This window comes from Pseudoalteromonas sp. SR43-3 (assembly GCF_014163875.1).
In the GTDB taxonomy this organism is placed as follows: Bacteria; Pseudomonadota; Gammaproteobacteria; order Enterobacterales; family Alteromonadaceae; genus Pseudoalteromonas; species Pseudoalteromonas distincta.
In genome coordinates this window covers 58,496-77,760 of sequence record NZ_JACJEC010000018.1, presented here as the reverse complement: position 1 = coordinate 77,760, position 19,265 = coordinate 58,496, and the positions used below count along the sequence as shown (strand labels likewise).

Annotated in this window: 16 protein-coding genes and 1 pseudogene; 11 read left to right on the top strand and 6 right to left on the bottom strand. The window is 37.4% G+C overall.

The features are described from left to right. Positions 1 to 124: 124 nt before the first annotated feature. Positions 125 to 631, bottom strand: a pseudogene (locus H5088_RS16560) (peptidylprolyl isomerase); the annotation flags it as partial. Positions 632 to 881: 250 nt separating this feature from the next. Between H5088_RS16560 and H5088_RS16555 the strand changes: the two are divergent. Both H5088_RS16555 and ushA read left to right on the top strand, forming a co-directional pair. Continuing rightward, the gene (locus H5088_RS16555) at positions 882 to 1,067 is read left to right on the top strand and encodes a hypothetical protein (RefSeq protein WP_024594581.1); all 186 of its coding nucleotides are present in this window, start codon (positions 882 to 884) and stop codon (positions 1,065 to 1,067) included. A gap of 87 nt (positions 1,068 to 1,154) precedes the next feature. Next, a complete protein-coding gene (ushA, locus tag H5088_RS16550) occupies positions 1,155 to 2,786 on the top strand; it encodes a bifunctional UDP-sugar hydrolase/5'-nucleotidase UshA (RefSeq protein WP_182753767.1) in 1,632 nt (543 codons plus the stop codon). 29 nt (positions 2,787 to 2,815) lie between these two features. Here the strand turns inward: ushA and H5088_RS16545 are convergent, their stop codons facing one another. Continuing rightward, entirely contained in the window at positions 2,816 to 3,760 is a 945-nt protein-coding gene (locus H5088_RS16545; protein WP_182753765.1) for a hypothetical protein, read from the bottom strand. Then, positions 3,753 to 4,619, bottom strand: a complete 867-nt coding sequence (locus H5088_RS16540; RefSeq protein ID WP_084324632.1) for a hypothetical protein — start codon at positions 4,617 to 4,619, stop codon at positions 3,753 to 3,755. The genes H5088_RS16545 and H5088_RS16540 overlap by 8 nt, the downstream gene beginning before the upstream one ends. Positions 4,620 to 4,870: 251 nt before the next feature. On the opposite strand from H5088_RS16540, the gene H5088_RS16535 reads away from it, so the two are divergent. From H5088_RS16535 to H5088_RS16525, 3 genes are all read left to right on the top strand, one after another. Beyond that, on the top strand, positions 4,871 to 5,725 hold the full coding sequence (locus H5088_RS16535; RefSeq protein WP_182671135.1) for a S1/P1 nuclease: 855 nt from the start codon (positions 4,871 to 4,873) through the stop codon (positions 5,723 to 5,725). Positions 5,726 to 5,768: 43 nt separating this feature from the next. Further along, entirely contained in the window at positions 5,769 to 8,951 is a 3,183-nt protein-coding gene (locus tag H5088_RS16530; protein WP_182753763.1) for a TonB-dependent receptor, read from the top strand. A gap of 336 nt (positions 8,952 to 9,287) precedes the next feature. Beyond that, complete coding sequence (locus H5088_RS16525; protein WP_182753761.1) at positions 9,288 to 12,410, top strand: TonB-dependent receptor; 3,123 nt, start codon at positions 9,288 to 9,290, stop codon at positions 12,408 to 12,410. Between the two features lie 51 nt (positions 12,411 to 12,461). Here H5088_RS16525 and H5088_RS16520 read toward each other — a convergent pair whose 3' ends face one another. Continuing rightward, the gene (locus H5088_RS16520) at positions 12,462 to 12,893 is read right to left on the bottom strand and encodes a MarR family winged helix-turn-helix transcriptional regulator (protein ID WP_182753759.1); all 432 of its coding nucleotides are present in this window, start codon (positions 12,891 to 12,893) and stop codon (positions 12,462 to 12,464) included. A gap of 151 nt (positions 12,894 to 13,044) precedes the next feature. Here H5088_RS16520 and hmgA point away from each other — a divergent pair, with 151 nt between their 5' ends. Continuing rightward, a complete protein-coding gene (hmgA, locus tag H5088_RS16515; protein WP_182753757.1) occupies positions 13,045 to 14,346 on the top strand; it encodes a homogentisate 1,2-dioxygenase in 1,302 nt (433 codons plus the stop codon). A 2-nt stretch (positions 14,347 to 14,348) separates the two neighbouring features. Next, positions 14,349 to 14,978, top strand: coding sequence for a maleylacetoacetate isomerase (maiA, locus tag H5088_RS16510; protein ID WP_182753755.1), 630 nt, complete (start codon positions 14,349 to 14,351; stop codon positions 14,976 to 14,978). 11 nt (positions 14,979 to 14,989) lie between these two features. Here the strand turns inward: maiA and H5088_RS16505 are convergent, their stop codons facing one another. Then, entirely contained in the window at positions 14,990 to 15,223 is a 234-nt protein-coding gene (locus H5088_RS16505; RefSeq protein WP_007375551.1) for a TIGR02647 family protein, read from the bottom strand. Between the two features lie 126 nt (positions 15,224 to 15,349). Between H5088_RS16505 and H5088_RS16500 the strand changes: the two genes are divergently transcribed. Both H5088_RS16500 and H5088_RS16495 read left to right on the top strand, forming a co-directional pair. After that, positions 15,350 to 15,652 (top strand): DUF1496 domain-containing protein, encoded by a 303-nt coding sequence (locus H5088_RS16500; protein ID WP_002959040.1) that lies wholly within the window; start codon positions 15,350 to 15,352, stop codon positions 15,650 to 15,652. Positions 15,653 to 15,706: 54 nt separating this feature from the next. Further along, on the top strand, positions 15,707 to 16,015 hold the full coding sequence (locus H5088_RS16495) for a VF530 family DNA-binding protein (protein ID WP_024591820.1): 309 nt from the start codon (positions 15,707 to 15,709) through the stop codon (positions 16,013 to 16,015). A gap of 50 nt (positions 16,016 to 16,065) precedes the next feature. Here the strand turns inward: H5088_RS16495 and H5088_RS16490 are convergent, their stop codons facing one another. Continuing rightward, the gene (locus H5088_RS16490; RefSeq protein ID WP_024591821.1) at positions 16,066 to 17,685 is read right to left on the bottom strand and encodes a diacylglycerol kinase family protein; all 1,620 of its coding nucleotides are present in this window, start codon (positions 17,683 to 17,685) and stop codon (positions 16,066 to 16,068) included. A 349-nt stretch (positions 17,686 to 18,034) separates the two neighbouring features. On the opposite strand from H5088_RS16490, the gene H5088_RS16485 reads away from it, so the two are divergent. Both H5088_RS16485 and H5088_RS16480 read left to right on the top strand, forming a co-directional pair. Further along, complete coding sequence (locus H5088_RS16485) at positions 18,035 to 18,559, top strand: sigma-70 family RNA polymerase sigma factor (RefSeq protein ID WP_182673610.1); 525 nt, start codon at positions 18,035 to 18,037, stop codon at positions 18,557 to 18,559. Next, positions 18,556 to 19,239, top strand: coding sequence for an anti-sigma factor domain-containing protein (locus tag H5088_RS16480; protein WP_182673611.1), 684 nt, complete (start codon positions 18,556 to 18,558; stop codon positions 19,237 to 19,239). The genes H5088_RS16485 and H5088_RS16480 overlap by 4 nt, the downstream gene beginning before the upstream one ends. Positions 19,240 to 19,265: the final 26 nt, after the last annotated feature.

The following is a 19,265-nucleotide window of genomic DNA, read 5'->3' as shown; positions in this document are numbered from 1 at the left end:
CTTAGCCAAGCAAGTCATAAAGCTATGTAAGAGACGTATTACACAAAGCTATATAGAAAAAAGTTTAAAAAACTTTATTTTGAATTACGAAAAAGAGGCCGCTGGATAAAGTGGGGATCCCTCAGACCACCGGTGTATCACCACAATGCACTAAAGCAGCAATTTTATCTAAGGTTGATTGGCTCGCGGCAGTAATTTGTCCAAACACTGTAAAACCGCCATTTTGCGTATCTGGCGCTGCACTTCCTGCGCTATTATTAGCCATATTAAAAAACCACTGACTTGTAGCGCTATTTTCATTGCCTGATAATTTAGCCATTGCAATGGTGCCTTTAACGTTTGAAAAAACAGGCTCATTTTCTACAGCTGGCTTTGTAGTAATCGCATCTAATGAATCTGAGTATGTAAATCCACCACCTTGAATAACAAAGTTACTAACAGAGCGGTGAATTACTGTTTCGTTATATGAATCGTCTTGAACGTAACTTAAAAAATTTGCGACTGTTTTAGGGGTTTGTTGATCAAACAAGTTAATCTCTATGACACCTTGGCTCGTGTTCATTTCAACTATAGTAGCGGTGCTTGTAAAACTTGCTGCAGCAAGTGATGAGCCAAGTAAAAGTTTTTTCATGTTTTATTCCTGCTGTTATATTTTTTAAATAATTAGTTAATGCGTTAACACATTAATGCCATCGGCGACTAAAATCGATTCTAAAGTGTGAGTTGATACAATTAAGACCGTGTTGATAACAAATTAATTACATATGCCATTATTTATATTCTTTTTTGCTATATAAATCTGACTATTTAAAATTAAATCATCTTAAAAGTGTGGTCACTTATTTGTTACCTTAAAAAAACACAAACAACAGGATCTAACAATGCCACACACTAAACAAACAATTTGCGACTTTGGTTTACACAAAGGTGAACCATACACAAAACTACCGGCGAGCTTTTTAACGTGGATGGTAGGTATAAACCATACTAAGCGGGAATATGCGGATGCAGAGTTAAAGCGTCGCGAAAGTGCCGCCACAAATCGATTAACTGTACCTTCTAAATAAAATGTCAATAAGTACGTTTTTTTAGCATAAAACTAGTTTAAACTACCCGCTTGATAAATTAAGTAGACCTTAATCCATAGGTATTTTATGCGTATAATTATTTTATTTTCGATTATTTTTAGTGTACTTGGATGTACATCTCCTGCTCCTGAATCAACCTCTAACAGTACTCCTACTGAATATTTAACTGTTCTTCATACGAATGATAACCATGGGCGCTTTTGGCAAAACGAAAAAGGCGAATACGGTATGGCAGCTCGCAAAACGTTAATTGACTCATTACGCAATGAAGCTAAAAAGCAAGGTCATGCAGTATTACTTCTCTCTGGTGGTGATATAAATACAGGCATTCCTGAATCAGATTTACAAAAAGCAGAACCTGACTTTAAAGGTATGTCGCTGATTGGTTATGATGCAATGGCATTAGGCAATCACGAATTCGATAACCCTATTGATGTTTTGAAGCAACAGCAAAAATGGGTGAACTTTCCTTTTCTATCAGCCAATATATTTGAAAAAGAATCAGGCGAACATGCGTTTGATAGCTATAAAATATTCAAAAAAAATGGCTTAACTATTGCTGTTATTGGATTAACAACAACAGACACAGCTAAAATTGGTAATCCTCAGTATATTGGCCACTTAGAGTTTAAAGACCCTGTTGACATTACCGCAGAACTAGCTAAAAAAATAAAAGCTAAGTACAACCCAGACATTACAATCGCCCTGACTCATATGGGTCATTATGTTGATGCTAGCTTTGGCATTAATGCACCAGGTGATGTAACACTTGCTCGCTTACTTCCTGCAAACACACTTGATATGATCATTGGCGGTCACTCACAAGAACCTGTGTGTATGAGTGATACAAATGTAAATGACGATAACTTTAAACCTGGCATTGCCTGTAAACCAGACCAGCAAAACGGTACTTACATTATGCAAGCCCATGAATGGGGTAAGTATGTTGGTAAAGCTGAGTTTAAGCTTGAAAACGGAAAATTAACGTTACTAGACTACAAACTCATGCCTGTTAATTTGTATGTAGATAAAGTTCAAGCTGATGGCTCTACTAAAGCAGTATTAGCAAACGAGTACATTAAACCAGACCCTAAACTTGAATCTTATTTAGCGGTATACCAAGCTAAAGGCGCTAAACAAATTGAAGGTACCATTGGTGAAGTAGATGCTCGCTTAGAAGGTGACAGAAACAAAGTTCGTTACCAACAAACAAACCTTGCACGTGTAATTATTCAAGCTCAAATGGATGTAGTAAATGCAGACTTTGGATTAATAAGTGGCGGTGGTATTCGCAGCTCAATAGAGGCTGGTAAAGTAAGCTATAAAGATATTTTAAAAGTACATCCTTTTAAAAACCGCATTACTTATATGGATTGGCAAGGCAGTGATTTATGGGGTTACTTAAATACAGTAACGAGCTTCCCACCGGATGCTGGTGCTTATTTGCAATACCATAAAATATCGTTTGAGCGTAAAAATAATCAGTTGGTTAATGTTTTGATCAATGGCGAACCGCTTAATAAAAATAAAACATACAGAATGAGTCTAAATAGCTATAACGCATCAGGCGGTGATGGTTATCCTGCGCTTACAAATAAAAAAGGCTTTGTAAGTACAGATGAAACAGATGCTAAAGCACTTCAAGATTTTATATCAAAAAATAGCCCTCTTAAAGCGGCTGAATTTACCCCTAAATAACCTCTAAGAATAAGAGGAAAGTAATCTAGTTACTTTCCTCTTATTTCAATATTACCTTTTTTAATATTTGCCAGCCCATAACTATGCAAACGAGAACGAGAGCCTTCTCCATAGGCTTTAGGTGGGTAATATAACTCTTTTTCTTCAGGACACTCGCTAAGTACTTCATCTAATGCCGCACGTATCTCACTCAAGGTTTTTTCTAGGCTATTATTAAAATTAGGTCTTTTTCTAACCGTATGACCAAGTTCGACCAACCTATAAAAATACTTGTTAGCGAGCTCTAGAAGCTCCTCTGGTACATCTTTATTATGACTAAGCGCTACATCATCGTTATTTGTACAATACTCTACAAGTGCTAAATAAAAGCATAATGGCTTATTGGCTAAACCCACTTTTTGCTCTGTATTACAACTACTTGATAGTGTTTTATCGTTAAGATCAACTATAAGCATCAGCGGCGTAGGCTCTGTAATTGATTGATGCTGTGCATTATTAAACTGCTTATTACTTTGTTTAATAAACACAAACTTTACCCAAAAACTAATCAACACACTTAATACTAAAAATATAAAATAGTAAATAAAATGGCTCAATGTAAAGTGGGTTTGCTGAACGTTAAATACAACTAATACAGGTCCGTTATTAGTGCTCAAACTACGTGTTATTTGGTGTGAATTTACAGGTGCTAGCATTTCGCCTTTTGGTGCAATAGTAACAACTTTAAGATCGTTCGAATTAATGTAGCTATTTAAGGTTTTAATGTAGCTATTAACCGCATCTTTATTCCCTGAATGCTTTAGCAGCTCATTTGATAAATCAAGTAATGGTAAGTCGAGTGCAATTTGCCTTTCTATCTGCGTTATTTTTTGTTTAGCTACTTGCTGGCTTTTTTGAATTACAGAAATATAAAACACAGAAGATAAAGTTAAAAATAAGCATAGTAAAACAAGTAGTTGTTTATATTTACTCATCACTAACTTCCTCTTTTAAGTTTACTGAGCTAGTACCGCAACTCCAAAACGATTGTGCATTTTGATAATAATGCAAACTTTGATCTTTAGACATATCAAGCAAATTTGCCTGTACTGCACATAATAAATCAGTATTATTTTGCTGCATTTTTAAATACCATCTTGTTCCAGTAATATTATTACTCAAAGGCGTAATATAGTTTTTTGAAAAACGTTTTTCGTCACTCTCTTTCCAAAACGAAGCAATAATATCTACTTTTCCGTCGGCGAGTAAATCGCGTAATTCGTTATGAGAACTAGCATAAGTGATTTTCAAATTAGCTAAATTTATATCCAGTTCTTTAAACATTTGCTTTGGTAAAATATGCCCTGATCGGCTGGTAGGATAATCAAGCAAACCTATGCGTTTATCTAAAAAATATTGTTTAGTAATTCGAGGTTTTTCTTTAGAAGATATAAAAAAAGCCGTGTAGTCAGAAAAACCAACTACGGGTTGGTAGTTATAGGTCGACTCCGCTTTAAATGCAGCCATAATATTGCTTTTAGCCAAAATTAGGTCAGCAATTCCTTTACCAACAAACTCAAAGCTATCTGCCGTTCTATATCCCCAATACCCTTTTACCGAGCCATATTGCTTAGCTACTACGTTATCAGAGCATAACTTTTGTGTTAATAACTTGGCTATTTTTTTTGATTGTGTAAAAACAATTAATTGGTCTTTATTACTTGTAGCAGTTGTTTGACACTCTGTTGAGGTTTCGATCATAACCGGAAAATGTAAATCATCATTGTATACACTAACTTGACCGCAAACCCACGTAACGACCAACAATAGAAACAAAAATGTAACAATTAACATTTTGTGCAACACAATATTTTTATAATTCAAAGCAATGCCACCCAAAAATAGACGATATAGTGTATTTGAACAATTTCGCTTACCTATTACAACAAGTAATTTTACCTATTAAATATAAGAGACTGATTTTAAACGTAATTGAATAAGAAATTATGAATTTTAATAAGTCCTTCCTATCAACATTAAAAATGAGGACAATTGACCGCATTAGCTTATAGCAACCCCATGAAATATTCATTTAGGAAGTTTTAATGCATAACAATATAAAGTACTCGATATCTTCTGCGCTTTTGATTAGTGCGATATTCACAAGCACTAACTCACACGCTTGGGGTCAAAATGGCCACCGTATTGTAGGGCAGATTGCACAATCTCATATAAGCGAAACAACTAAAGCAGCAATTAAACCTTATTTAGATGGTGAGTCACTTGCGCAAATATCAACGTGGCCTGATGAAATGCGCTCTGCTCCTGGCGACTTTTGGCAAAAGCAATCATCTCGTTGGCATTATATTAATGCAGCACCAGGAAAATCTTTCAGCTTCAATCACGATCACACTAAAAACAAAGAATCTGTAAGTAATATCCTAGAAGGCATTCACTATTCAATGCAAACACTCACTGATAAAAATAGCACCTTAGATGCTAAGCAGTTCAGTTTGCGTTTTTTAGTGCATTTAGTAGGCGATAGTCATCAGCCATTTCATGCCGGTCGAGGTGAAGACAGAGGTGGTAACCGTATTAAGGTTTCATTTTTTAACGAAGAAACAAATCTTCACAGCCTTTGGGATACAAAGTTAGTTGAGAACGAGAACTTGTCGTTTACTGAATACGCTCAATTTATTGATACAAATAACAGCGAGTTAATTGCTGAGTATTTACAAAGCTCACCTAAAACTTGGGTTGAAGAATCACACAATTTAGCAACAAAAATTTATAAGTACACCAACGACGAAGTTGGGTACAGCTACATTTATAACAACACTCCAATTGTTAAAACACGCCTACAACAAGCGGGTATTCGACTAGCTGGACTATTAAACGCCTTATTTGACCCTTCTGCAAAAGAGTTAGAAACGGCACTAAAAATGACGACTGACAAATAAACAGTATTAAATTTATATAACCTACACACGGGAAATCAACATTATGACTAAGCTTCGCCTTTCGAAATTAACTGGAGCGGTAATTTTAGCTCTAGGTGTTTCTACAAGCGCAATGGCTGCTGATACTTCATCTGCAATGCGTGGTAAAATTACGACGCCTTCAGGTGGCAGTGCTGCAAACGTTAAAATTAAAGTAGTTCACCAACCAACGGGAACTATTAGCGAGCTAACTACAAACGAAAGTGGTACGTTTATCGCTAATGGCTTACGTGTAGGTGGTCCTTACATGGTTATCATCGATTCTGATAAGTTTAATGATACAACTGTTGAAAATATCTATCTAAATCTGGGTGAAACATACCGCTTAAGTTCGCAGCTTGCTCCGCTAAACATTGAAAAAATTGAAGTGTCTGGTTATAAAATCGTTCAGCAATCTGGTGGCTCAAGCAGCTCATTTGGTTCTGATACTATTGAAAATATGCCAAGCTTTAACCGCGACATTAAAGATATTGCGCGCTTAAACCCACTTGCCAGTATTAATGGTAATGGCGAGCTAACGTTTGCAGGTAGTAACCCTCGTACCAACGGTTTAACAGTTGACGGTATTGGTCAAAATGATGACTTTGGCTTGAACTTTGGTGGCTACCCCACTTCTCAGCCTCCTGTAGCACTTGATGCTATTGAACAAGTTTCTGTTGATGTATCTCCTTTCTCAGCTTCTAAAGGTAACTTTGGTGGCGGTACTATTAATGCAGTAACAAAATCTGGTACAAATGAGTTTAAGTTCTCTGGCTTTTATGAAATCTCTACTCCAGAGATTGCAGGCGATGTCGATAGCATTGTTCAAGAAGATGACCTTGATGAGCTAGGTCATAAAACTTATTCTACAAATAAAGTAGAGCCGATTAAAACTGAAGAAAGATTTGGTTTTAACGTTGGTGGCGCAATTGTTAAAGACGAACTGTTTTATTTCGTTAACTATTCAGAATGGTCAAGCGAATTAGATCTTGATTACGGCTTTGACGGCTCTGGTGCAGCCAACGAATTTAATACTTCTGAAGCTAACTATAACCGTTTCATTTCTATTTTAAATAATGAATATGGCTTGACTGATTCATTAGCAGGTGCGCCAGAAGATACAAATAAAAACCTGTTAGTTAAGCTAAGCTGGAACGCAAGTGATGACCATCGTTTAGATTTTACTTACCAATGGCAAGACGATCAAGATGAGCGTAACACTAGCACCGGTGGCGATAATATTGTACTAACATCGAACACCTACGCCTACGTAACGAAGTTCAATAACTTTTCAACAAAGCTTTACTCTGATTGGACTGAAGATTTTTCTACTGAAATTGGTGTGTCGTATAAAGATGTTACCTCTGATAGCGCAACTCGCTCAAATCTAGGTAGTATTTCAGTTGATGAAGATGGTCGAAATGGCCCTTCTTACAACTTTGGTACAGATCAATATCGTCATGCTAACCGCTCTGAAACGCAAAATTTAACTTTTACACTCGATGCTACCTATTTAATGGATGAGCATGAAATAAACTTTGGTGCTCAATATGAGTCACTTCGTTTATATAACTTATTTGCTGAAAACTCTCTTGGCACGTGGAAGTTTGATAGCTTAGAAAATTTTGAAAACCGTGAAATTGGTTCTTATGATTTCTCTTATCAGAATGCTTACACTAATGATTCAGCTGATACAGCATATGATGTAAGACGCAATCAACTAGCACTTTACATTGAAGACACTTTTTATGTAGGTGACGATTTAGAAGTTACAGCAGGTGTTCGTTATGAGCGTTTATCATCAGATGATAAACCAACTCTAAATGAAAATTTTGCGAATACGTATGGCTTTACTAACCAAGAAAATCTAGATGGTCTAGACATTATACTTCCTCGCGTTGGCTTTAAATACTACGTAACAGAAGCCCTTACTATTAACGGTGGTATTGGTCGTTTCCAAGGTGGTATTCCAAATGTTTGGTATAACAACTCATTCCAAAGCGATGGTATTACATTAGTATCTGCTCCTAACGATGTAATTAACGACTACTATGCAAATAACACTGCCGATATTACTCAGGTGCCTAGTGAAATTCAAAATTCATTAGAACAAGGTGCTGGTAGCGTTGCTTATATCGACCCTGATTTTAAATTGCCTTCAAGCATTCGCACCCAAATAGGTTTTGAATATGAGTTTGATTCTGAACTATTAGGTGATGGCTTTAAATGGCAAGCAGAGATTGCTTATCATAAAAAAGAGAATGAGGCGGTATGGCATAATACATCTATTAACCCAATCGGTATTGCAGCTGATGGTGAACGCGTTATAAATGAAACTATTTATAGTGGCTCTTTAGCTGATAACGCTGACATAGAAATGACTAATTCATCGGATGATGGTCGTTCAATTATTATTTCAACGGGTATTGCTAAACAATGGGACAATGGCCTGTTTGTATCGGCAAGCTATGCACACCAGGATGTTACCGAGTCATCAGCCGGTTCAGCTTCTCAAGCGGAAGGCAACTACAAGCATAATATTACAGTAAATCGTAATGAAGATATTGCAGCACGTGGTTTTTACGAAGTTGAGCACAGCTTTAAAATCAACTTAGCATATAACACAGAGTTTTTTGAAGGGTATGCGACTCAGTTTAACGTGTATTTTGAACGTCGTTCAGGTCGTCCATTTAGTTATACAATGAACATGTATAAAGACAGTGATTTGGGTGATACGAGTAGTTTCTTCAGTAATGGTGCTTACTTACCATATATACCTACAGGTGCTGATGATCCAAATGTAAACTGGGATGAATCAGGTATGACTTGGGCTGAGTTAGAACCATTACTAGAGCGTGCTGGTATATCTCAGCGTGGTGGTATTTTAGGTAAAAATACAGCAACTCAACCTTGGGTTACTACGATGGACGTTAGCATTAAGCAAGAAATACCAGGCTTTGCTGAAGGTCACACTGGTGAGGTTTATCTAATGATTGATAATTTCGCAAACCTTCTAAACAGCGACTGGGGTGTAGAAAAACGCTTAGGTTACTCTAACCAAACTATTTATGACTTTGGTGGCCTTGATGACCAAGGCAGATATAAAATAGACAACAGCTTTGGCGGTGCAGATGTGCGTAATTACTCACAAATCAATTCATCGTCATCAGCTTGGCAGGCTAAAGTTGGTATCAGCTACAAGTTTTAAGCCTTAATAGGTAAGTAATAACACATTAAGTTATTTGTTAACAAAACCCATTGCAAATTTGTAATGGGTTTTTTGTTTTTCACACCCCAATTTCACATGTTTGTCATAAAGCCCACGTAATATATACCCCGATATAGAGTTATTGCTCAAAAAAACACTCAAATAGACAAAAATAGTACTATTTATTAAAAATATATTGCAGTTGTATTTTATTTGTAACGAATAAATAAGGTACACTAGTAACGGATTTTGAATAAATGAACTTTAACTGTTTATTTTGAAAAATTTTAAAATAAAAATATAAAAATTTAATTAATAACTACACGGGAAAATTAAATGAAAACTCAATTACGCAAAACAGCTCTTTCACTTGCTATTGCAGCATGTGTTGGTGTAAGTGGCGCTGCAATGGCTAACGAAACGACCTCTGCAATTAAAGGTCAAGTAATGGGGCCTAACGGCAACCCAGCAGCCGGCACTAAAATAACAATTTTACACGTACCTTCTGGATCAGTAAAAACAACTGAAGTAAATGACGCTGGTTATTTCACAGCTAAAGGCCTGCGAGTTGGCGGTCCTTATAAAGTAATTGTTGATTCAGATGTATACGCAGACCAAGAATTTAATAACATTATTCTTAACATTGGTAACGACTACCCAGTAAACGTTTCTCTTGAGTCACAATCAAGCATGGAACAAATTGTAGTTTCTGGCGCACCAATTAGCGCTATGTCTGGTGGTACTGGTCCAGCTTCTACATTTACGCTAACAGATCTTGAAAATACTCCAGCTATTAACCGTGATTTAAAAGACATTATCCGTATCGACCCACGTATCACAATTGATGATAGCCGTGGTTCAATTAACTGTGGTGGTGGTAACCCTCGCTACAACAGCTTAACGCTAGACGGCGTTCGTATGAACGATAACTTCGGCTTAAGCTCAAATGGTTACCCTACTATTCGCGCCCCTTTCTCTTTTGATTCAATTGAACAAGTTTCAGCTGAGCTTGCACCGTTTGACGTTCAATACGGTGGTTTTACATCATGTAACATTAACGCTGTAACCAAATCTGGTGGCAACGATGTTCATGGCGCTGTTTTCTACGATTACACTAGCGACTCTTTCAAGGGTGATAAAATTGAAGGTGATGACGTTGATAACGGTAACTATACTGAAAAACGTTACGGCTTCAATGTAGGTCTTCCACTAATTGAAGATAAACTATTTTTATTCACTTCATATGAAAAACTTGAAGGTATTCAACAGTTTAACTACGATGGCTTAAGCAGTGGCAGTGTAACTGCTGATGATATCTCGCGTATCACTAGCATTGCTCAAACTGTATATGGTTACGATGTAGGCGGAATGCCTTCAAGTATGCCTGTTGAAGATGAAAAAATCTTAGTTAAACTAGATTGGAACATCAACGAAGATCACCGTGCAAACTTAATCTATAACTACAACGATGGTAATACTGTTTCACAGTCAGATACTGGCTCTAGCCGTGTATCACTATCTAACCACTTTTATGACCAAAGTGCAGAATTCACTTCAATCATTGCATCTGTTTACTCTGATTGGTCAGATGACTTCTCTACTGAAGTTCGTATTGGTAAGTCTGAGCTTGATGCAACAGTACAATCACTAGATGCAGCAAGCAGTTTTGGTGAAATGCAAATTCGTACCGAAGATGGTGGTACAGTTTATATTGGTCCAGATGACTCACGCCAATCAAACGATTTAGATTACGATACAACTACATTTAAAGTTGCAGGTACTTATTACCTTGATCAGCATACAATTACTGCTGGTTACGAGTTTGAAGAGTTAGATGTATTTAACTTATTCGTTCAGCATACTGAAGGTGAGTACCGTTTCAACAATATTGATGATTTTGAAAATGGTATTGCAAGTGCGATTTACTACAACAATGCTGCTGGTACAAATGATCCAAACGATGCAGCAGCAAGCTTTTCATACGCTCAACATACATTTTACGTGCAAGACGAGTACTCGTTCACTGATTTAGATGCAAACATCACGTTTGGTCTACGTTATGATAAATATACAAGTGATGATGTACCTAACTTAAATCAAAACTTTACTGACCGCTATGGCTACAGTAACCAAAGTACATTTGATGGTATCGATTTAATTCAACCTCGTGTAGGCTTCCAATGGTACGCTACAGATGCACTTGAAGTACGTGCAGGTGTTGGCTTGTTCTCAGGCGGTAACCCTAACGTTTGGTTATCTAACTCTTACTCAAACGACGGCATTACAAACATTAGCGCAAACCAGTTTGGTTCGATCGACTTGTTCGCAACACCTAATGTAAATAATGGTACTCCAGGATTTGAAATACCTCAGTCTCAATTTGATGCAGTAGCTGACACAGTAATCGGTTCAGGCGATTCAACTGCAAACGCTGTTGACCCAGACTTTGAAATCCCATCAGAGTGGAAATACTCACTTGGTGCAACGTATACAACTGAAAACGAGTACGTAATCTCTCTTGATTACTTATACTCGAAGAAAAAAGATGCTGCGTTAATGCGTGACATCGCGCTTCAAGATTCTGGCGAAACTACATTTGATGGCCGCCCTATTTACGAATCAATTGAAGGTCGCAAGGAGGAATACCTTCTTACAAATGTAACTGGTGATAGCGGTGATTCATCGGTTATTTCATTAGCAGTTAGCAAAATGTTTGATAATGGCGTAAGCGTTAACTTTGGTTATGCCTACACAGATTCTGATGATGTTAACCCAATGACAAGCTCTGTAGCTGGTTCAAACTACGGTAACATTGCGCTAACAGATCCAGGTAACCCAGGTGTTGCTTCATCTGATTACGAAATTCCACATCGCTTTACTATGACTCTTGGTTATACTCATGAGTTTGTTGATGGTTTTGCTACTCGCTTTAACTTATTTGGTGAAGCATATAAAGGCTTACCATACAGCTACACATTTGATGGCAGTGACGAAAATGTATGGGGCGATGTAAACGGGAATGGCAACCGCCAACTACTTTACGTTCCACTTGAAAACGATCCTAACGTTGTTTACGACATGAGTGCTGCTGATATCAATGAATTCAATGAATTTATTGCATCAAATGGTTTAAAACGTGGTCAAACGACTAGCCGTAACGCAGAGAACTCTGATTGGTTTGTTAAGTTTAACTTTAAAGTGACACAAGAGCTTCCAGGCTTTATGGAAGGTCACAAAGGTGAAGCATTCTTCGTAATTGATAACCTTACAAATCTGTTAAACGATGATTGGGGCGTACTTAAGAAAGGTCCTTTCGTAGGCGCTAGCATGATTTCAACATCAATTGATGAAGAAGGCCGCTACGTATACTCAGACTTTAACAAAAACAACGCAAATACATCAGTACAATCTGATGCGTCTTTATGGCAAATGCGTGTAGGTGTTCGTTACACTTTCTAATTTAGAATTATAAACTAATACATTTTTTAAAAGCCCACTTTGTGGGCTTTTTTATGCTTTTAATTTATTATTTAATTTTTCAAAAATACTCACTAATACTTCGTATTCTTCGTTGGTTAAAGTGCTCAGTAATTGTTTTTCCCAATTCAGTGCATCGGGTGCTATTTGCTCATATAAGTTTTGCCCTGCTTTGCTCAGTACAAGTAAGGCCGCGCGTTTGTCTTGCTTATTTAATTCACTTCTAACTAAACCTTTATCTATTAGTACTTTTACCGCACGCGACACTGTCGACTTATCCATATTTGCTTGCGTGCATAAATCCTTTGCGTTGCTCTGACCATACTGCGCTAAATTAGCAAGTATTCGCCACTGCGGAATATTTAAACCGTACTTAGTTTGATAAACCTCGGCAAAGTCGTTACTTACACGTGTTGCTACATTCGTTAATTGATAAGGTAAAAACGTTGCTAAATCAATTTTCATTTTTGGTTATCCCAGCTTTATAAGGCTTACTTTGGTGTTCATTAATATTTACACAGGTGCATACTTGCACATTTGATATTAGTCTCACTTGAGAGTATCTTAACTGAAATAAAAATAATATTAAACCAACCCCCTCTCACAGGAGTCAGTAATGGCGACACAATTAAGTTATATGACCGGCTTTGGTAATGAATTTGAAACACAAGCGCTACCCGGTGCACTGCCAATAGGACAATTTAGCCCACAAAAAGTTAAATACGATTTATACACAGAGCAATTTAGTTCGACTGCATTTACGGCTCCTCGCGCTTCAAATCGTCGCACTTGGTTTTACCGCCTTCGTCCGTCTGTAGTGCAAGGTGATTACCAAGCAATTGATAATGGCCTAATAAGAACAGCCCCAATCACTGAAGCCGTAACACCACCAACAATGCTACGTTGGGATCCTATTGATATGCCTTCACAGCCTACTGATTTTATTGATGGGTTAGTAACGATGGCTGCTAATGGCAGTGCTAATGGGCAATCTGGTATTGGCATTCATGTATATGTCGCTAATCAGTCAATGCAAGGGCGTTACTTTTGTAATGCCGATGGCGAAATGTTGTTTGTCCCTCAGCAAGGTGGGTTATTAATTCACACCGAGTGCGGGAAGTTATGTATTAAACCGGGTGAAATTGCTGTAGTTCCCAGAGGAATTAAGTTCTCTGTTGATTTAATTGACGATACAGCCCGTGGTTATATTTGTGAAAATTATGGCCATGCGTTAGAGCTTGCAGAGCGAGGGCCTGTTGGTGCCAACGGTTTTGCCAACGACAGAGACTTTCAATACCCTGTAGCAGCCTTTGAAGATAAAGAAGGTGACTTTGAGCTTGTTTCTAAATTTAACGGTAATTTATTTAGCTGTGAAATTAAGCACTCTCCTTTTGATGTGGTTGCATGGACGGGTAATAGTGCGCCCTATAAATACGACTTATCGCGTTTCAATGTAATGAATACAGTGAGCTTTGATCACCCCGATCCTTCTATATTCACTGTACTAACCTCTCCTTCTGCTACTGAGGGTATGGCAAATGTCGATTTTGTGATATTTCCACCGCGTTGGATGGTAGCCGAAAATACATTTCGCCCGCCGTATTATCACCGCAATATTATGAGTGAATTTATGGGCTTAATTGAAGGTGTGTATGATGCAAAAGAGCATGGTTTTGTACCTGGTGGCGCAAGTTTACACAATTGTATGTCGCCACATGGACCTGAAGCCGACGTATTTGAAAAAGCCTCAAACACTGAGCTTACACCACAAAAATATGAAAACACATTGGCCTTTATGTTTGAGTCGCGCTATATAATTTCACCGACAAAATATGCATTAGAAGGTAAAGAGCGCCAACCAAATTACACCGATTGCTGGCGTACTATAAAAAAACAATTTACAGGTGCAGAGGATTAATAATGAAATTATACAGCTACTTTCGCTCATCAGCGGCTTATAGAGTGCGTATAGCGCTTAATTTAAAAGCAATCGATCATGAACTTGCTATTGTTAACCTTTTAAAATCGGAGCAGCTTGGGAAAGAATACTTAGCGACTAATCCGCAAGGCTTACTACCGGCACTTGAAACCAATGATGGTGTTTTAGCACAATCGCTTGCAATACTTGAGTGGCTTGATGAAACTTATCCACAATCGCCATTAATTACAGGGACTGCGTGGCAAAAGTCGCAAATAAGAAACTTAAGCTTTGCCATTGCTTGCGATATTCATCCTGTTAATAATTTACGCGTGCTGAAGTACTTATCAAACGAATTAGGTGTTGATGACGAGGCTAAAAATAAATGGTATCGACATTGGATAGAAGTGGGTTTTGAAAAAATAGAACTGATGCTAAACAAAAATAATGGCTACTGCTTTGGTGACCAACCAACACTTGCTGACATTTGTTTAGTGCCGCAAGTATTTAATGCAATTCGTTTTGACGTAGATATGAGCGCTTATCCAAAAATTGCAGCCATTTACGAACATTGTAATAAATTAGCTGCATTTAATGACGCTGCACCGCAAAATCAACCCGATGCAAATTAAGCTAATTTAGATTAACTTTGTAGCGCGCTATGAATAACCGTAACGTGCTCAATTAAATCTAAGCCCAGATCAGTTAAATATCCGCCATCTGGGCTATCTATAATCCCTTTTTCAAATAAACGTTGCGCTGCGCTAAGTAAGCTTGGCTCTGCGTCTGAATGTAATTTAATACCCTGCATTTTACTGTCGCGAGGAAACTTTGCTAATAGTGTGAATTCTTCGATCATTGTTTGATTAAATTGCATTGTGTGCACCTTTTTATTGTTCTGTGAATAACTAAATTTATACTTAAAATCACTTTGTGTACTTTACACTAGCACGTTTTTTAGCTTAATGTATTATTTTTAACCCTCCCTATTTAAAGGCCTCTAATGCGTAATTTTTTAATTCTATGCTTTTGTTTTAGCAGCTTATCGTATTCAATACTTAGTGAAGCAACAACGCTAAAAACCCATTCAATTATTGATGCAAACCAGTTTGTAAATGAAGAAGCTAACTGTTGGTACGACAACAAACGCTATAGCGAAGGGGCATTAATACAAGTTCACTCTTTTACACTCTTGTGTGGTGCTAAAACACCCCAACACAGTAACAGCCAACTCATTTGGCTTAAAATAGATAAGCAAGGTAATGCTATTTACCCAACAGCTCCTAAAACAATCACTGTGAATTAGCGCTAAAAGCTGATTTAAGCTACAATGCATGCAGTTTAAATAAGTAGTATGGCTATGAATAATCAACCTAAAAACCCTTTACATGGGGTAACATTAGAACAAATACTTGTTGAGTTAGAGCAACGACTTGGCTGGAGAACACTTGGCGAGCAAGTAAAAATTAAATGTTTTACTGATCAACCCAGCATTAAATCGAGTTTAAAGTTTTTGCGTAAAACGCCTTGGGCTCGCGATAAAGTGGAAGCACTTTATATTCACACTATAAATAACAAACCTATTCGTAGACCAAAAAGTGCACCAAGAGAAACATCTTCTCAAGCGCCTGATACAACAGGGTTTGTTTGGCCATCAATTAAAAAATGATGTAAAAAAGGAGCTAATTTAGCTCCTTTTTTGATTATAACTAACGCGATTTATTGCTCTTTGCAAATCACATTTAATGAAGCCGGCTCAATAGTAATAACCAGTTTTTGAGCGGTTTTAACTTCACCATCTAGTACGTACTTAAGCTCTCCTTCGCCAGTAACCTCTACTCTTTTGGCATTTGTATGATGAGAGTTTATAGCTAAATGTGTTTGCGTTAAGCTACTAAACATCAGCTCTGCAATACTTAGTACTGTGGTTGAATCTTCATTATTTGGTGTTAACCAATTTATATCGAGTAGCCCGTCACTATGATCAGGTTGCCCGCCACCTTGAGCCAATAACGTTGTAAAAGGCGCAGCATTGGCCACAATAAAACTATTAGTACATATTTCTTTTGGCTCATTATCATCGAGTTTTACTTTAAGTAACTGCGATTTTTGCTCGCCAAACGCTTCAAAAAAACCATTTAAATAGGCAAGTTGCCCCGACTTATTTTTCGACTCTCTATCTGCTTTTTCTATCATTGATTGCTCAAAACCAATACCCGCGAGCAGTAGTACTAATTCATTATTACAATAAGCAGTATCTATTATGCTTGTTTGACCATCTATAATTAAGTCACAAGCCTGTTCAACAGGAATAAATTTAGAGGTAATACCCATCAATACATGCGCAAGGGCGTTTGCAGTCCCCATAGGGATGATGCCTAGTTTACATTGTGTATTTACAAGTACGCTTGCAACTTCGGCCACCGTACCATCTCCCCCGCATGCGATAATAATATCCGGATTTTGCGCAATTTCCTGTTTAGCCAGCTCAATACCGTTAACTTCTTTTGTAGTAGTGAGTACTTTCAGATCGTAATAATCCGATAGCCGCGCAACAATTAAGTGCTCTTTTTCTTCCCATAATCGTGTACCAGATACAGGGTTTGCAATTAAAACGGCTTTGTTTTTAATCAGTAATTCGCCTTTTTTATGTCGCTTAGCTAAATGGCGAAGTTGATGCTTATTTAAATTTGCGGTTTCGCGGGTTTCTTTTATTTGTGCAAGTACTTCATGCACATCTGCATTTTTGTTTTGGCTCAGTAAATAAGCCGCCATGACAAAAACAGAGCGCCCACGCCCTAAAGCACAATGAACGACTACGCGATGATCTTCTTTAATATGGTGATGAATCCAATTAATAGCCTGATTTAACTGAGAATGGGTAGGAATACTATGATCGAGCACCGGAATGTTTAAATAATTAATATTCTCTTGTGTTGAACTCCACTCGAGTCCGTCGAATTCACACGTAACATCTAAAATCGCCGTAATCCCGTTATCTTTTAATGTGTCTATATCTGAGGGAAATAATCGGCAAGCTAAAAATAGGTTTTCGTTTATTTGTTGAATGGGCGGCACTTTATCGCGCTTACGTGACCAGGCATTATAAATTTGCACACCGAATAAAAATGGCACAAACGCCCACCGTATATAAAATGGGATCACCCCATTTTCACGCTTTCTAAATATTTTTGCTGTATTAAAAATATACGCGGTACTCACTAATAAAAGTGACAGCGCAGTCCAATAAAAAACAATAGCAAAATAAACAGAGTTCACTTCCCAACCAATAAAAATAAGCAGTAGTGCTAATAGTAAATAACTAATTGCAGCCCACATAGTCTCTCCTTTGTGAAAATAATGCCGATTTATAATCTTAATTTAAACGGCTTTAAGTAGTCTTTTGCAAATATCACGCCATATAAATGCCATTTAAAATTCAAACGCGAACAGTAGGCTATTGATATCTATAGTAATTAATAAACTAAATTCTACTACAGACCGCTCTTTGTGCATTTTTTACAAACATGTGAATAAATTATACTTACACGTCTAAATTTCAAACACTGATCGTTTATTGCTTGTACTTACGTATAAAGCAGCTAATCTAAAAGGCAATTAAATTTTTTTGCATCCAAATCACACCCTCAACCGTTTACTCAATGATAATAAGAAAAACAGGACCCCTATGGATAATGATGATTTACTCCCTCTTTTGTGCGCAACAGCACAAGGAGACAAAAATGCTTTCTCAAGTTTATATCAACAAACTAGCGGCAAACTTTTTGCTATTAGCTTAAATATGCTCACTAACAGAGCTTATGCGGAAGAGGCACTACAAGACGCTTTTATAAAAATTTGGCATAACGCATCTGAATATAACGCCTCTAAAGGCACCGTTATTAGTTGGATGATAAGTATAGTCAGATACAGAAGTCTTGACTTACTTCGCTATCACAAAGTACGAAAAGAGCAGTCGTTAGGCGATGACGAATATGAAAATGAAAGTATCGACGTTAATTACGATGAAGAAACGAAACTGGTCAATTGTATCGAACAGCTTGAGCCGCAACAAAAACAAGCTATTCACTTAGCTTATTATAAGGGGCTGAGTCATAGCGAGTTAGTGGATCATATAGAAACGCCATTAGGTACAGTTAAAAGCTGGATCAGGCGTGGGCTTATGCAGCTACAAAGGTGTTTAACATTATGAATTATAATAAACCCGAACTATTAGACGCGCTTGCTGGTCAGTACGTGCTTGGCACACTTAGAGGGCTTGCCCGTAAGCGTTTTCAGCGTCTGTTACTTAACTCAAATCAAGCACGTGAAGCAACAAATATGTGGGAGCAAAACCTTAACAACTTAGCGAGTGCTATTACACCGCAAACGCCACGTGACGATGTATGGGTAAATATACTACAGCGTATTGAGAACAGACCACAAACAAGTAAAACAGTCATACATACCAAGCCTTCAATTTGGCGTACATGGTCTTTTGTGGCAACTGCCGCATGCATTGTTTTAGCCTTTTTGGTTATTCAGCCTAGTACCAATGTTATGCAAACTCAGCAAATTGCTTTGGTTCAAAATCAAGATAAACAATCATTGTGGTTTATTGATGTAAGCGAGCAAGGGCTCTCAATTAAAGCTAGTAGCCAATTGGTTGCTCAAACTAATAAAGATTATGAGCTGTGGATGATTTTAAAAGGTCAAGATGCACCTATTTCATTGGGTTTACTGCCCAAGCAAGGCAGTAAAATATTATTTAAAGATAACCGCTTTAACGCAAGTGATATCGCATTGTTAGCAGTGAGTTTAGAGCCTATTGGTGGCTCACCAAATGGCTCTCCCACTGAAGTGCTTTACACCACAGAGCTGGTACTTTTATAACCCGACTATTATGACCAAAGTTGGCT

What these genes read in the sequence shown, in the direction of transcription:
- H5088_RS16555 (WP_024594581.1), top strand. Translation starts at nt 882, where the DNA reads ATGCCACACACTAAACAAACAATTTGCGACTTTGGTTTACACAAAGGT.
- ushA (WP_182753767.1), top strand. Translation starts at nt 1,155, where the DNA reads ATGCGTATAATTATTTTATTTTCGATTATTTTTAGTGTACTTGGATGT.
- H5088_RS16545 (WP_182753765.1), bottom strand. Translation starts at nt 3,760, where the DNA reads ATGAGTAAATATAAACAACTACTTGTTTTACTATGCTTATTTTTAACT.
- H5088_RS16540 (WP_084324632.1), bottom strand. Translation starts at nt 4,619, where the DNA reads ATGTTAATTGTTACATTTTTGTTTCTATTGTTGGTCGTTACGTGGGTT.
- H5088_RS16535 (WP_182671135.1), top strand. Translation starts at nt 4,871, where the DNA reads ATGCATAACAATATAAAGTACTCGATATCTTCTGCGCTTTTGATTAGT.
- H5088_RS16530 (WP_182753763.1), top strand. Translation starts at nt 5,769, where the DNA reads ATGACTAAGCTTCGCCTTTCGAAATTAACTGGAGCGGTAATTTTAGCT.
- H5088_RS16525 (WP_182753761.1), top strand. Translation starts at nt 9,288, where the DNA reads ATGAAAACTCAATTACGCAAAACAGCTCTTTCACTTGCTATTGCAGCA.
- H5088_RS16520 (WP_182753759.1), bottom strand. Translation starts at nt 12,893, where the DNA reads ATGAAAATTGATTTAGCAACGTTTTTACCTTATCAATTAACGAATGTA.
- hmgA (WP_182753757.1), top strand. Translation starts at nt 13,045, where the DNA reads ATGGCGACACAATTAAGTTATATGACCGGCTTTGGTAATGAATTTGAA.
- maiA (WP_182753755.1), top strand. Translation starts at nt 14,349, where the DNA reads ATGAAATTATACAGCTACTTTCGCTCATCAGCGGCTTATAGAGTGCGT.
- H5088_RS16505 (WP_007375551.1), bottom strand. Translation starts at nt 15,223, where the DNA reads ATGCAATTTAATCAAACAATGATCGAAGAATTCACACTATTAGCAAAG.
- H5088_RS16500 (WP_002959040.1), top strand. Translation starts at nt 15,350, where the DNA reads ATGCGTAATTTTTTAATTCTATGCTTTTGTTTTAGCAGCTTATCGTAT.
- H5088_RS16495 (WP_024591820.1), top strand. Translation starts at nt 15,707, where the DNA reads ATGAATAATCAACCTAAAAACCCTTTACATGGGGTAACATTAGAACAA.
- H5088_RS16490 (WP_024591821.1), bottom strand. Translation starts at nt 17,685, where the DNA reads ATGTGGGCTGCAATTAGTTATTTACTATTAGCACTACTGCTTATTTTT.
- H5088_RS16485 (WP_182673610.1), top strand. Translation starts at nt 18,035, where the DNA reads ATGGATAATGATGATTTACTCCCTCTTTTGTGCGCAACAGCACAAGGA.
- H5088_RS16480 (WP_182673611.1), top strand. Translation starts at nt 18,556, where the DNA reads ATGAATTATAATAAACCCGAACTATTAGACGCGCTTGCTGGTCAGTAC.